Here is a 13,749-nt window from a genome sequence, read left to right on the forward strand (position 1 = left end):
ACGTATTGATATATCAATGTTCAATTATTTTCCTTCACGAAGCCATCTGGCGGCATCTTTGGCAAAGTACGTAATAATGATGTCTGCTCCCGCACGTTTCATGCCTAGCAGCATTTCTGTCACAATCGCGCGCTCATTTATCCATCCTTGCCGGGCCGCAGCTTTGACCATCGAATATTCACCACTGACATTGTACGCTACAAGCGGGAGATCAAATTGATCCCGCAGCATACGCAAAATATCCATAAATGCGAGCGCCGGCTTGACCATCAGCATATCCGCACCTTCCAGCACATCGGACTCCGCTTCACGAAGCGCTTCTCTCGCATTGGCCGGGTCCATCTGATACGTTTTGCGATCACCAAACTGCGGTGCTGAATCAGCCGCTTCACGGAACGGGCCATAGAAAGCCGAAGCATATTTTACTGAGTACGACATAATCGGCACATGGCTGACCCCATTTTCATCAAGTCCTGCTCGAATGGCCTGCACAAAACCGTCCATCATATTCGATGGCGCAATAATGTCAGCCCCTGCCTTCGCTTGGGATACTGCGGTACGAACTAACAAACCAAGAGATTCATCATTCATTACATCTCCGCATACATGACCATCACGTTCAAAGGTGTGAACCATCCCGCAATGACCATGATCCGTAAATTCACACAGACATGTATCTGCGATAACTAGCAAATCGGGATAAAGCGATTTGATCTTACGAGTAGCTTCCTGTACGATCCCATTCTCTGCAAAAGCAGAAGAACCTACGCTATCCTTGCTCTCTGGAATACCAAACAGAAGCACCGCAGGAATCCCCAGTTCCACGATCTCTTTAACCTCTTCCTCCAAATTATCGAGTGAGAAGTGAAATACACCTGGCATTGAAGAGATTTCCTTCTTGATCCCACTGCCATATGCAACAAATATCGGTTGAACAAAATCATCTACCGTGAGCACTGTTTCGCGTACCATACCACGAATAGCCGCCGATTGACGTAAACGGCGATGTCTTACTATTGGAAAAGTCATGATGATTACCTCCTGAATTTCAAACTTACACTAGTTGTTTTGCAGCTTCCACGCACATAAACCGGCAACCAAGCTGTCGATTGTTGCTTCTTCAGCAAGAATGTCTACCTCAAGGCCGGCCTTCTCTGCAGTATTTGCAGTAACCGGACCAATACATGTTATCTTCACTCCGTTCAACGCTTGAACCGGATTTTCAACACCCATTTGAGTTAATGCCGCCAGGAAATTGGTTACTGTTGACGAGCTTGTAAAGGTCGCAGCATGAATTCCACCCTTATGAAGCAGCCTTAGCAACTCATCATCTTCATCATGGGTAGGAACGGTCTCGTACATTATGGCTTCAGTGACAGACAAGCCCTTCTCTATCAAAATTTCAGGGAGCCAGGATCTCGCAAGATCCCCCCGAGGGAGCAACACCTGCTGCCCTGCCTTCAATAAATCTCCAAACGCCTCAATAAGCCCTTCAGCCTGAAACCTTCCCGGCAGTTCCTCCGAAACAATACCATACCTTCTAAGTGCCTCTTTTGTCGCTGGTCCTACAGCGGAGATACGAGCTTTATGGAGGCTGCGAATATCTTGTCCCAGTCTCTCCAGATGATGAAAGAAATACTCTACCCCATTTACGCTTGTGAAGAATACCCAGTCATACTCTGATAAGCGTTGCAGAGCGGCGTTTGTTGCTTCAAGCTTCTCTTTAGCCGGCATCTCTATCTCAATAACAGGGAACTCATACGTTTCCCCGCCTAAATCCTCAATCTTTCTAACCAAATCGCTGGCCTGAGTACGAGTGCGTGTTACCAGGATACGAGTACCAAAAAGCGGCATATTTTCCGCCCATTTCAGCTTATCACGCTGATTCACCACATCACCAACAACAGTAACCGCAGGCGGCTTGAAGTTTGCCTCTTTAACTTTTTGTTCAATGTTCCCTAAGTTTCCAATCAAAGTATCTTGTTCAGCACGTGTGCCCCATCTGATGAGAGCAACAGGTGTATCCGAAGGCCGACCGTGCAAAATAAGCTGCTTTGAAATGTGTCCAATATTGGCGACCCCCATCATGAACACCAGAGTCCCGGTTGCGTTAGTTACCTTCTCCCAGTCTATCGACTCATCAAGCTTATCCGGACTTTCATGACCTGTAATAATTGACATGGAGGAGGCAAGCTCCCGGTGTGTTACGGGAATGCCTGCATATGCCGGAACCGAAATAGCCGCAGTAATACCCGGAACGATTTCGTATGTTATTCCATGCTTACGTAGCATCTCGGCTTCTTCCCCAACACGGCCAAAAATCGTAGGATCACCGCCCTTAAGGCGGACCACATTTTTACCGGATAACGCTAAATCAACAAGGAGCTGATTTATTTCCTCTTGCTTGAGCGTGTGCCGATCCGTGCGTTTACCCACATAAATTTTCTCCGCTCCACGCTTCATCTTCTTTAACAGACTTGGATTAGCCAGACGATCATATACAATAACGTCTCCCTGCTCTATGCAATTCAAGCCTTTTACTGTAATTAGTCTCGGATCACCAGGACCCGCACCTACCAAATAGACTTTTCCCACCATCTCTATCACTCCTTGGCAGCTGCCAATATTTCGTCCGCTCCTCTTGAAATCAGTGCGTTAGCAACCGCCTCCCCAAGACGAAGTGGATCATCCCCTCTAAGACTTTCCTTCAAAATAATGCTTCCGTCCGGAGAGCCTACCATTCCTGTTAATACGATACCCCTGCTACCTTGTATTTCAGCATCCGTCTTTCGATCATCTACCAAGGTAGCATAAGCACCGATCGGAACCTGGCAACCCCCATTCAGCTTCCAGAGAAAACGACGCTCTGCCGCTACGGTTAGTGCGGTATCGCCATCATTGTACAGTGATAGCAAATGACGTACCTCATCATCGTTCTCACGGCACTCGATGCCAAGAGCTCCTTGGCCAACAGCAGGGAGACAAACCTCAACCGGCAAATAGGCGGTGATCTTATCCTCCCAGCCCATCCGCTGCAGCCCTGCCGCAGCTAATATAATTGCATCAAAATCCTCTGTCTCAAGCTTGCGCAGCCGAGAATCAATGTTCCCACGAACAGGCTCTAAAATAAGATCCGGACGATAAGCACTCAGCTGACTTGAACGTCTCAGACTGCTTGTGCCCACTTTAGCTCTATGAGGAAGCTCATCAAGATTAAGCCCTCCTTTAGAAATCAACGCATCCCTTGGATCAACCCGCAGCGGAATAGCCCCACTCATCAATCCATCCGGAAGCTCAGAGGGCATGTCCTTCATACTATGTACTGCAAGATCAATTTCTCCAGCCAGCATTGCTTGTTCAATCTCTTTAACAAACAAGCCCTTCCCGCCTACCTTTGATAAAGTAACGTCCAAAATACGGTCGCCCTTTGTCACAATTTTACGAATCTCGAAATCAAACGGAAGTTTATGCTCTTCACAAATTGCAATTAACGCATCAATAACCTGCCCCGTCTGGGTTAAAGCCAATTGACTCTGTCTTGTACCTACCACTATTGTACGCTTTGTCATCTCATTTCCTCCTGATGTTCTGCAATCACTTCTTCAATCCAGCATCTGATCATGTCCTGATCCCAATTATGAAAAGTTCCAGCAGAAATTTGTGACAATATGTCCAGCTCTGACAATAACCTGAATATTTTTTTCCGTAGTCCTTCATGATGAACCATTCTCTTTACTTCCGATCTAACACTACTAAGAAAATGTATATACATCTCATAATCATCGCCATAATGCTCATTAATAGTACGACATAAATCACGAGAAGCTCCTGGACCCGCACCTGAAGTGGATACGGCCACAACAAGCTTCTCGCGACGCAGAACACTAGGTGTTATAAAAGAACCTCTCTCTCCATCACCTGTATGATTAACCGGAATGTTAAGATAGTTAGCTTCCTGAACAACAGCGTCATTAACCTCAGCTTGGTTTGTAGCTGCAAAAACTAGAAAAGCTTCATTTAGATCTCCGCGCTGATAATTGCGATTCATCCACAATAATCGTCCTTCTTCATATCGATGTCGCAGCGTTTCTGTCATCTCTGGACTAATTACAACAATCTCAGCTCCGGCATCAACCAGTGAGCTGACTTTACGCTCTGCAACATGACCCCCGCCGACAATAACGCAACGCCTTCCATGCAGGTCTAACATGACAGGAACATAGTATGCCAATGGTTATCACTCCCCGGGAGACAAAATCGAATGATCTGCATATAACTCCATACAGTAATGCATATAGCATACTCTAACCTGCTTGATTTTTCCATTCACAGCTCACCAAAAACAACAAGCCCTGCGCTCATCCGCTTCGATTCCTATCCGCATGATCTGCAGCATGGAAATAAAACAGAAGGCTCAGGGCATATATTTCACAGCTCTACCTTATACCGAAACCTGTACTAAAGGAATCTTTGACTGTACCTCTTGCTCTTGAGAAGGCTCTGTCTCAGGAGGTATATCCTGTATAGCATACATCTCCTGAGAAGCCCCGCTCTCATTATGACCTTCTGCCATAACCTCAAGCTGCTCTTCCAACGCAAAAATATGAGTGAACATATTTAGCGCATCAGAACCATGCTCTTCTCCGGCAAGCTCCTTAATACGATTAATCGGATCATGCATCATTTGATTGACAATACTTTTAGTTAGACGACGAATCACTTTCCGCTGATGTTCATCAAGCTCCGGGAGCTTGTTAAACAGACTATCCAGCGTGTTCTGATGAATGGTCGAGGATTTCTCCTGAAGCGCGCGAATGACCGGTTTGACGCCTAAAGTCTGCAGCCATTTACCGTAAGCAGCAATTTCCTCTTCAATCATTTGCTCGATTTTGACTGCCTCTTCCCGCCGCATTTCAAGATTACTCTCTACGATTCCTTCTAAATCATCAATATCATATAAGAACACATTAGGCAGCTCACTAATTGCCGGTTCAATATCACGAGGCACAGCAATATCAATCATAAATAACGGACGATCCTGACGGGACTTCATGCTCTGTGCAACCTGGGATGATGTAATAATGTATCCTTCCGCTCCAGTCGAGCTGATGAGAATGTCCACATCAGATAATCTTTGCATTGCCTCTCTCATTGTACACGGCGTTCCGTCAAATTTAGAGGCAAGCTCCTGTGCACGACCAAATGTCCGGTTAGCTACGATAACCTCTTTAGCCCCACCACCGCTAAGGTGTTTTGCTGTCAATTCACTCATTTTCCCTGCACCTAGAATAAGAACTCTCTTATCTGTAAAGCTGCCGAAAACTCGCTTGCCAAGCTCAACTGCCGCATAACTAACAGATACTGCACTTTCTCCAATAGCCGTCTCGGAATGCGCACGTTTGCTAAGTGTAATAGCCTGCTTGAACAATGTGTTGAACCATTTGCCAGTTACATGATGGCTTTGGGATAACAAAAATGCACTTCGAACTTGACCTAAAATTTGTGTCTCACCGAGCACCATTGAGTCAAGTCCACAAGCCACCCGAAACAAATGACGAATTGCATCCTCATTCTCATACATATATAAATGCTTGGTAAATTCCTCTCTCGGAACCCCAAACCATTTCTCCATAAAGGAACGTACATAATAACCACACATCTGCAAACGATCCACTACAACATATATCTCTGTGCGATTGCAGGTCGCTATAATAACGCCTTCCAATACACTTGTAGTGCGTTTAAGCTCCTGAAGGGCTTGTGGCAAATCCTTTTCCGCAAAAGAAAAACGTTCCCTGACTTCCACAGGCGCCGTTCGATAGTTCAAACCGACAACGACAATGTGCATTGTAAGTTCACCTGCCTTTATTTTCATGTCAACAATAAGCATGAATCTCCAACAAACTATGTTAATTATATCACAGGGTTTGTCCTATCCCTTGTGATTTGAATAATATTTTTATGAATTATTTATGAATTGTAAACGCTCATCCTTGAAAAAAAATAACCATGGAGTACCTCCACGGTTATCTTATTCTTCCCAATTATTCAAAAACTAAAAAGATTTGAACAATTAAGTTTATCATTCTTTATACAAGTTCCACCTGATTCAAATCAGGTGTTACTACTTCTAGTTCACCTAAGCCGCGAATGAGCTTCTTCGCGTAAGCTTTCTCCGGTCTCAAAACGGATACCAGGTAATCAATCGCCAATTGCGGATCTACATCCTCCCCGCAAGTGTAACAATCAATAGCAGCAAACCCTCTCTCAGGATACGTATGAATCGAGAGGTGGCTCTCCGACAGCAAAACAAGTACTGTGGCACCTTGTGGCTCAAACTGTCTGGATTGCATCGACAACACTGTAGCTCCGCAAGCTTCGGCAGCTTCTACCAAATGGGCTTGCAATAGCTCCGCATTGTTGAGCACATCAAAGTCTACTCCCCAAGTATCAACAGCAACGTGTCTTCCGAAAGTTGAATATTCCATCTTTCGGTTCCCCCTTCCTAGGAATAAAATGTTTGAAGAAATTTCATCCGCTAGGACCTACGTCATTCACTTCTCGAGGGAAAAATCTCTCGCAACATGTCCATGTCCTGAGTGAATCCTGGTTCCTATATTCTTTTCAACGAGAATAAAAATAACATCTATCCATGACAAATGCAACTCTTTTTTTAAAGCACACACATTATTGCCACATAAAAAACTACCCTCATTAAGGGTAGTTTATACAATTCACATTATGCTGTCATTCTTCATATGGTGACAGGTAACTAGCTGCCCATTGTTCAGGCTTCGAGAACAAACAATCTCCGCGTATGCTGCCGAAGTTCATCGTCAATACCGCTTACTTTTGCATGATCATTCGTTACAAATCGTAAATCCAGCAATGCATTAATGCTTTTTTGGATCAAAGCTATTTCTTGCTCCACATCATTGCTACGGAAAATCCTTTGCAGTTCTCCTGCCGTATCCTTGAGTTCAAACACAAGCTTATAGGAATCACGAGAATATTCTACAATTTTACGAACACGGCCTTCTTGATAATAATACATCATCATGAATCCATTATAAATTCTTGTAACCATACCCGATCCCTTAAAAGCAGCGAATAGAAGACGCATTACATTAGTTAGGTGGGGTTTTTCCAAGCGGAAAGACAACTCGCAGACATAATAACCGTCTTTGCGGTCAAAAGGCAGATGGACTTCATCACCGCCGTCATCCTCCAGAACCACTTCATGGCCACCATTCTCCAGCACTTTTACCCGCTGTTGAACATGAGGATCATACACTTTGTGAACAAACTGAGACATCTGAACTTCCGACAAACGCAAACTGGCATTAACATACTCTGTGGCTAACCGCTGAGCCATAAAAATCTCCTCAATTCTCTTTTAACAATCCTTTGTAAATAATTATACACTAGACCTCGAAGCATTTGCTCAGCGACCAAAACGTGAATTCCCGCCATATTTCAGAAAAAAATGGATTAAGACGTTTTTATCTGCAAAAATCCCCCTGCATACTCACTTTCCTACCGGAAGTTCTTTAAATCCCTTCTGTATCCATCGATTCGTGATAGTTTTCCGTTTCCCCTGTATGCTGCATTATTTGGTTCCACAGCTCGTCCTTTCCGATCCCTTCCTCGGAAGAAAACATGACAAACGAATCCTGTGGCCGCATAACCAAAGCATCTTTAATAATTTTCATATGCTTTTGCCAACGCGATTTAGGAATTTTATCCGCTTTGGTAGCTACTACGCATACGGGAAGATCGTAATGCTTCAGCCAATCATACATCAGCTCATCATCCTTGGAAGGCGGATGGCGCAAATCGATAACAAGAAGAACAAGCTTTAACGTATCTCTTTCAAGCAAGTACTTCTCAATCATACTCCCCCACACTTGACGTTGCGATTTGGATACCTTCGCATAACCATAACCCGGAAAATCGACGAAATACATGCTGTCGTTAATCCGGTAATAGTTCAAATGCTGTGTTTTACCCGGGGTTGAGCTTGTACGGGCTAAGTTTTTACGATTGATCATACGATTGATCAACGAAGATTTGCCCACGTTCGAACGCCCTGCCAGAGCAATCTCTGGCAAGGCATCGTCAGGGTATTGATCAGGGCCTACGGCGCTAATAATAAATTCTGCCTTTGTTACTTTCATCGTTCCAAATCCTCTCTAATGCACCCCTGGTTGTTCCACAAGCGCATGCTCCAGCACCTGATCCATATGCGATACAGGTACAAAGACAACATCTTCTTTTACACTGTCCGGAATGTCACGCAAATCGCGCTCGTTGTCTTTTGGAAGCAGTATTTTTTTGTATCCCGCACGATGGGCTGCCAGAGATTTCTCCTTCAGCCCTCCAATTGGAAGAACACGTCCGCGCAAAGTAATTTCTCCTGTCATAGCCACGTCCTTTGAAACATGACGCCCTGTCAGAGCAGAAATTAACGCAGTTGCAATCGTAATGCCAGCGGAAGGGCCGTCCTTTGGAATAGCTCCCTCAGGAATGTGAATGTGAATGTCATTCTTCTCATGGAAATCGGCTGAAATTCCTAGCTCTTCCGCTTTGGAACGGGTATAGCTGAATGCCGCCTGAGCAGATTCCTTCATCACATCACCTAGCTTGCCCGTTAGAGTCAGCTTGCCCGCACCGGGAACTACCGTTACTTCAATGACAAGAGTCTCACCGCCGACCTCTGTCCAGGCAAGGCCTGTAACTGTACCGACCTGATCCTCTAATTCAGCTACTCCATGACGGTATTTTGGAATTCCTAAATAATCCTTAACATCCTCAGGGTTAATGATAATTTGTTCCTTGTCCTCAGACACAATCTTTCTAGCTGCCTTCCGGCACAATGCCGCTACCTGCTGCTCCAGATTACGAACACCCGACTCACGTGTGTATTCACGAATTGTCCGCAAAATAGCATCATCCCCAATTTGAAGCTGTTCCTCTTGAAGTCCATGCTCCCGCTTCTGCTTAGGAAGTAAATAACGAGTCGCAATTTGCAGCTTCTCAAGCTCCGTATAACCCGGGATATATAACATTTCCATACGATCCAGTAGTGGGCGCGGGATGTTATGCACCGCATTTGCTGTCGTTACGAACATTACATTGGACAAGTCAAACGGCACTTCAATAAAGTGATCGCTAAATGTGTTATTTTGTTCTGGATCAAGAACCTCCAACAGAGCTGACGAAGGGTCGCCGCGGAAATCGGAAGCCATTTTGTCAATCTCATCAAGCAAAAATACCGGATTCAGCGTACCGGCTGTTTTCATTCCTTGGATAATGCGTCCCGGCATTGCCCCAACGTAAGTACGCCGATGTCCACGAATTTCAGCCTCGTCACGAACACCGCCTAAGGAAATACGAACAAATTCTCTGCCAAGTGAGCGGGCGATTGAACGGGCAAGCGAGGTTTTACCTACACCCGGAGGCCCTACCAGACACAGAATTGGCCCTTTCAGCCTCTTAACCAGCTTTTGAACAGCCAAATATTCAAGCACTCGCTCCTTCGGCTTATCAAGGCCATAATGATCCTCATTCAGCACTTGTTCCGCCTTAGCCAGGTCGAGATCATCTTCAGTTTTATTGTTCCATGGCAAGCTGAGCAGCCAATCAACATAATTGCGAATTACGCCGCCTTCCGCAGAGCTCGCAGGCATTTTTTCGAGTCGATCAATTTCTTTAAGCGTCTTCTCGCGTACTTTGTCAGGCAGACCTTTCTCTTCAAGCTGTGCACGAAGCTCTTCAACTTCACCTGCACGGCCTTCCTTTTCACCCAGTTCTTTTTGAATGGCTTTCATTTGCTCACGAAGGTAGTATTCTTTCTGCGTCTTCTCCATCTGTTTCTTGACACGTTGACTAATTTTGCGTTCAAGCTCAAGAACTTCACGCTCATTGTTCAAAATATCAAGCAGCTTTTCCAGACGCTTTCTGACATCAATCAGCTCCAGAATTTCCTGTTTATCCTTGATTTTGAGTGATAGATGGCTCGTAATGACATCCGCAAGCCGTCCTGCCTCTTCGATATCAGATACCGCGGCCAGCGTCTCAGGGGTCACTTTCTTGGATAAATTGATATAGTGTTCAAATTGTGCAAGAACCGTACGCATAAGGGCGTCCACTTCAGGATCATCAGTTTCCTCTTCTGGACGTTCCTTCGCAATTACTTCGTAATATTCTTCATTGTCCAAATACTCTACAATTTCGGCGCGTTCCATTCCTTCAACCAGCACTCTTATTGTACCGTTGGGAAGCTTCAGCATCTGGCGTACTTTCGCCACTGTACCGATCCGGAATATATCCTCTTGGGTCGGTTCTTCAATGTTCACCTCAGATTGAGAACACAGGAGAATTAAATTGTCGTCGACCATCGCTTTTTCCAGCGCTTTGACCGACTTTTCCCGACCTACATCCAGATGGAGCACCATACTTGGGTAGACGAGAAGGCCGCGCAAAGGCAATAAAGGAAAACGACGACCTTTGGATTTATGGGGTCCCATCGCTTTCGCACCTCCAGAAGTTCTCGGGTCAATATCATTCCTATTTTAGCAAATGTTACATGAAAACACCAACGAAGGGCGACTGCATGATGACAGCCGCCCAATTGTTACATTACGTTATTGGTAGACGGTGATTCAGCATGGAGAAATGAGGTTGGGGCCGGAGTTGATGCTGGAGCCGGAGCAAACAGTTCCCCTCCCGGGGCCAGTCCGAAATTTTTCTCGGCTTCTGGACCAAATACATGCAGGAATACTTCGCTGACAGCTTCAACCGGAATAACACGCAAACCATCCAGCCCTTCAAATAGTGTCTGCCAGTTATCCTTCGGAATAAGCACCGTCTTGGCTCCAGCCTGAAAAGCTGCTTCAACCTTAGCAACAACACCACCAACCGGCTTCACTTTACCGTAGATGCCCAGCTCTCCAGTCATCGCAATCTGATGATCGACAGGCATGCGCTTTATCGCTGATGCAATCGCGGTAGCTATCGCCAGACCAGCCGAAGGACCATCAATCGGTGTTCCGCCAGGAAAATTAATATGCAGATCATATCCGGAAGGATCTAGTCCAATTCGCTTCAACACAGTGAGTACGTTCTCCACAGAACCCTTAGCCATGCTCTTGCGGCGCAGCGTCCGACTGCCTCCTCCAATTTCTTCTTCATCAACAACCCCGGTAATGTTGTACGTGCCTCTCCCAGGTTCTACCGGAACTGCAGTCGCCTCAATCTCCAGCAGAGTGCCCATGTTGGCTCCGTACACCGCAAGACCATTCACTACACCGATTTCCGGACCGGCTGGAATTTTGCGATCCGGACGCGGTGCTAGCTGACTGCTCGTTGCAACCCATTCAAGATCAGATGCCAGAAGATGGTCCCGTTTCTCGGTAAGCGCGAGTCCAGCTGCAAGCTGAACCATGTTGACTGCCTCCCGGCCATTGGTCGCGTATTTTTTAATGACTTCAACTGCCTCTGGACAAGGCTGAAATCCTATTCTTTTTACTGCATCCTCAGCGATTTGCGCAATTTCCTCTGGAAGAAGAGGACGGAAATATATTTCCATGCAGCGAGAGCGAAGCGCTGGCGGTATCTCTTGAGGTGAGCGGGTGGTGGCACCAACAAGTCTGAAGTCTGCTGGCAATCCATTTTGAAAAATATCATGAATATACGCCGGAGTTCCCAAGTCCTCCGAGTTGTAATAGGCGCTCTCAAGATATACTTTACGATCCTCCAGCACCTTAAGCAGTTTATTCATCTGCATCGAATGCAGTTCACCGATTTCGTCGATAAATAAAATTCCTCCATGCGCCTTGGTTACCGCCCCTGGCTTCGGCTGTGGAATTCCTGCAACACCCATAGCTCCTGCACCCTGATAGATTGGATCATGCACCGAACCGATCAACGGGTCCGCAATGCCGCGCTCGTCAAATCTGGCAATCGTCGCATCAATTTCCATAAATTTTGCATCTCCCTTAAACGGGGATACCGGATTTTTCTTGGCCTCCTCCATCACTACACGCGCTGCCGCAGTCTTCCCTACTCCTGGTGGACCATAAATGATCACATGTTGCGGATTGGCACTGCAGAGCGCAGCTTTTAGAGCTCGAAGACCATCCTTCTGTCCAACGATGTCATTCATCGTAGACGGCCTTGTTCGCTCGGCCAGCGGTTTAGTCAATGACACTGCTCTAAGCTTGCGCAGCTTTTCCATTTCTTTCCGCGATTCACGGTCCACTGCTGTCCTATTGCCTTTTTGACTACGCAATTGATTCCAGAAGTAAATACCAATCACAACCGCAAAAAACATTTGAACTGACATCAGGATAATATTCAAATCCATATGACTGAACCTCCCCATTTTAATGACAATTAGAACCAGCTCTTTAACTGATACTTGGTAGTATAGCCTTTTCAATCCATCATAAAACGGGGTAATTAACAAAAGTATGCTGAACAATGGTGCATAAAGCTGCCAAAAGAAAAACCGCAGGCTGCTTAATGCAGCTTACGGCTATTTAAAGCGAAACTATTATCTAGCAAAATGTAATTATGATTACGCTTGTGCATGATGCCCACGGTGTTCTTTTCGGCCTGGAATTTCACCCGTCTCTTCATACACCTTAACAATGTGGTCGATTTCTTTTTTGAGCTCATTCAATAGCTCTGCTTCAGGAACTTTACGGATCATCTCTCCATAACGGAACAGAAGTCCCTCCCCACGTGCACCGGCGATACCGATATCTGCCTCACGCGCCTCACCTGGGCCATTAACTGCACAACCAAGCACCGACACCTTAATGGGTACCTTCAGGTTCGAGATGTACTCCTCTACTTCATTAGCGATGGAAAACAAGTCGATATCAAGGCGCCCGCAGGTTGGGCAAGATACAAGAGTGGCCGCATTCGTAATAAGTCCAAATGTCTTCAGCAGCTCCCGAGCCACTTTCACTTCTTCAACCGGATCTGCACTAAGCGAGATACGCAGGGTTGAGCCGATACCCATAGAGAGAAGTGCACCAATACCCGCAGCGCTCTTCACCGTGCCTGTAAACAATGTACCTGCTTCTGTAATCCCTAAATGAAGTGGGTATGGGATAACTTCGGCCGCTTTTTTGTAAGCAGCAATTGCCATAGGCACATCCGAAGCTTTTAATGACACAATGATATCGTGAAAATCCAGCTCCTCCAAAATCCCGATATGGAACAGAGCACTTTCTACCATAGCTTCTGGGGTTGGATAACCATATTTCTCAAGAAGATGGTTCTCGAGCGAACCGGCATTTACGCCGATCCGAATCGGAATGCCACGCTCTTTGCATGCTTTAACTACGGCTTCCACTTTTTCCCTTCGGCCTATATTACCCGGATTGATCCGCACTTTATCAATGCCATTCTCAATCGCAAGCAGAGCCAATTTGTAATTAAAATGAATATCAGCTACAAGTGGAATATGAATTTGTTTCTTGATCTCTTTGATCGCCGCAGCCGCCTCTTCATTGTTCACCGTCACACGCACCAATTGGCAGCCTGCTTCTTCTAAACGAAGAATCTCGGCGACAGTAGCGGCTACATCAGCCGTTTTTGTTGTACACATGCTCTGAATGATCACTTCGTTACTGCCGCCGATCGTCAGATTACCGACCCTCACTGGCCGCGTATCTTGTCTCAAGAATGTCATATCAGGTCTCTCCTAATAACGCCAAAGCTCCACCCCCACATACG

The 13,749-nt window shown here is 45.9% G+C and carries 11 protein-coding genes; all 11 read right to left on the reverse strand.

The annotated features are described in order from the left end of the window. Positions 1–24 precede the first annotated feature (24 nt). Complete coding sequence (gene hemB / locus BLS49_RS08870; protein ID WP_091228575.1) at positions 25–1,029, reverse strand: porphobilinogen synthase; 1,005 nt, start codon at positions 1,027–1,029, stop codon at positions 25–27. A gap of 30 nt (positions 1,030–1,059) precedes the next feature. Next, complete coding sequence (gene cobA / locus BLS49_RS08875; RefSeq protein ID WP_091228577.1) at positions 1,060–2,598, reverse strand: uroporphyrinogen-III C-methyltransferase; 1,539 nt, start codon at positions 2,596–2,598, stop codon at positions 1,060–1,062. A 5-nt stretch (positions 2,599–2,603) separates the two neighbouring features. Beyond that, positions 2,604–3,569: a hydroxymethylbilane synthase gene (gene hemC / locus BLS49_RS08880; protein ID WP_091228580.1), complete on the reverse strand. Its 966-nt coding sequence runs from the start codon at positions 3,567–3,569 to the stop codon at positions 2,604–2,606. Beyond that, positions 3,566–4,231 carry a precorrin-2 dehydrogenase/sirohydrochlorin ferrochelatase family protein gene (locus BLS49_RS08885; protein ID WP_245742315.1) on the reverse strand — a complete coding sequence of 222 codons (666 nt, stop codon included), beginning with the start codon at positions 4,229–4,231 and terminating at the stop codon, positions 3,566–3,568. The genes hemC and BLS49_RS08885 overlap by 4 nt, the downstream gene beginning before the upstream one ends. Positions 4,232–4,441: 210 nt before the next feature. Then, positions 4,442–5,848, reverse strand: a complete 1,407-nt coding sequence (gene hemA, locus BLS49_RS08890) for a glutamyl-tRNA reductase (protein ID WP_091228871.1) — start codon at positions 5,846–5,848, stop codon at positions 4,442–4,444. 241 nt (positions 5,849–6,089) lie between these two features. Next, entirely contained in the window at positions 6,090–6,488 is a 399-nt protein-coding gene (speD, locus tag BLS49_RS08895; protein WP_091228582.1) for an adenosylmethionine decarboxylase, read from the reverse strand. A gap of 299 nt (positions 6,489–6,787) precedes the next feature. Continuing rightward, positions 6,788–7,375: a non-ribosomal peptide synthetase module gene (locus tag BLS49_RS08900; RefSeq protein ID WP_091228584.1), complete on the reverse strand. Its 588-nt coding sequence runs from the start codon at positions 7,373–7,375 to the stop codon at positions 6,788–6,790. Positions 7,376–7,550: 175 nt separating this feature from the next. Further along, positions 7,551–8,177, reverse strand: coding sequence for a ribosome biogenesis GTP-binding protein YihA/YsxC (gene yihA, locus BLS49_RS08905; protein WP_091228587.1), 627 nt, complete (start codon positions 8,175–8,177; stop codon positions 7,551–7,553). A gap of 15 nt (positions 8,178–8,192) precedes the next feature. Then, entirely contained in the window at positions 8,193–10,529 is a 2,337-nt protein-coding gene (gene lon, locus BLS49_RS08910) for an endopeptidase La (protein WP_091228590.1), read from the reverse strand. A 107-nt stretch (positions 10,530–10,636) separates the two neighbouring features. After that, positions 10,637–12,367, reverse strand: a complete 1,731-nt coding sequence (lonB, locus tag BLS49_RS08915) for an ATP-dependent protease LonB (protein WP_091228593.1) — start codon at positions 12,365–12,367, stop codon at positions 10,637–10,639. 213 nt (positions 12,368–12,580) lie between these two features. Continuing rightward, positions 12,581–13,705: a flavodoxin-dependent (E)-4-hydroxy-3-methylbut-2-enyl-diphosphate synthase gene (gene ispG / locus BLS49_RS08920; RefSeq protein ID WP_091228596.1), complete on the reverse strand. Its 1,125-nt coding sequence runs from the start codon at positions 13,703–13,705 to the stop codon at positions 12,581–12,583. Positions 13,706–13,749: the final 44 nt, after the last annotated feature.

Origin of the sequence: Fontibacillus panacisegetis (genome assembly GCF_900102215.1) — a bacterium.
Lineage (GTDB): Bacteria > Bacillota > Bacilli > Paenibacillales > Paenibacillaceae > Fontibacillus > Fontibacillus panacisegetis.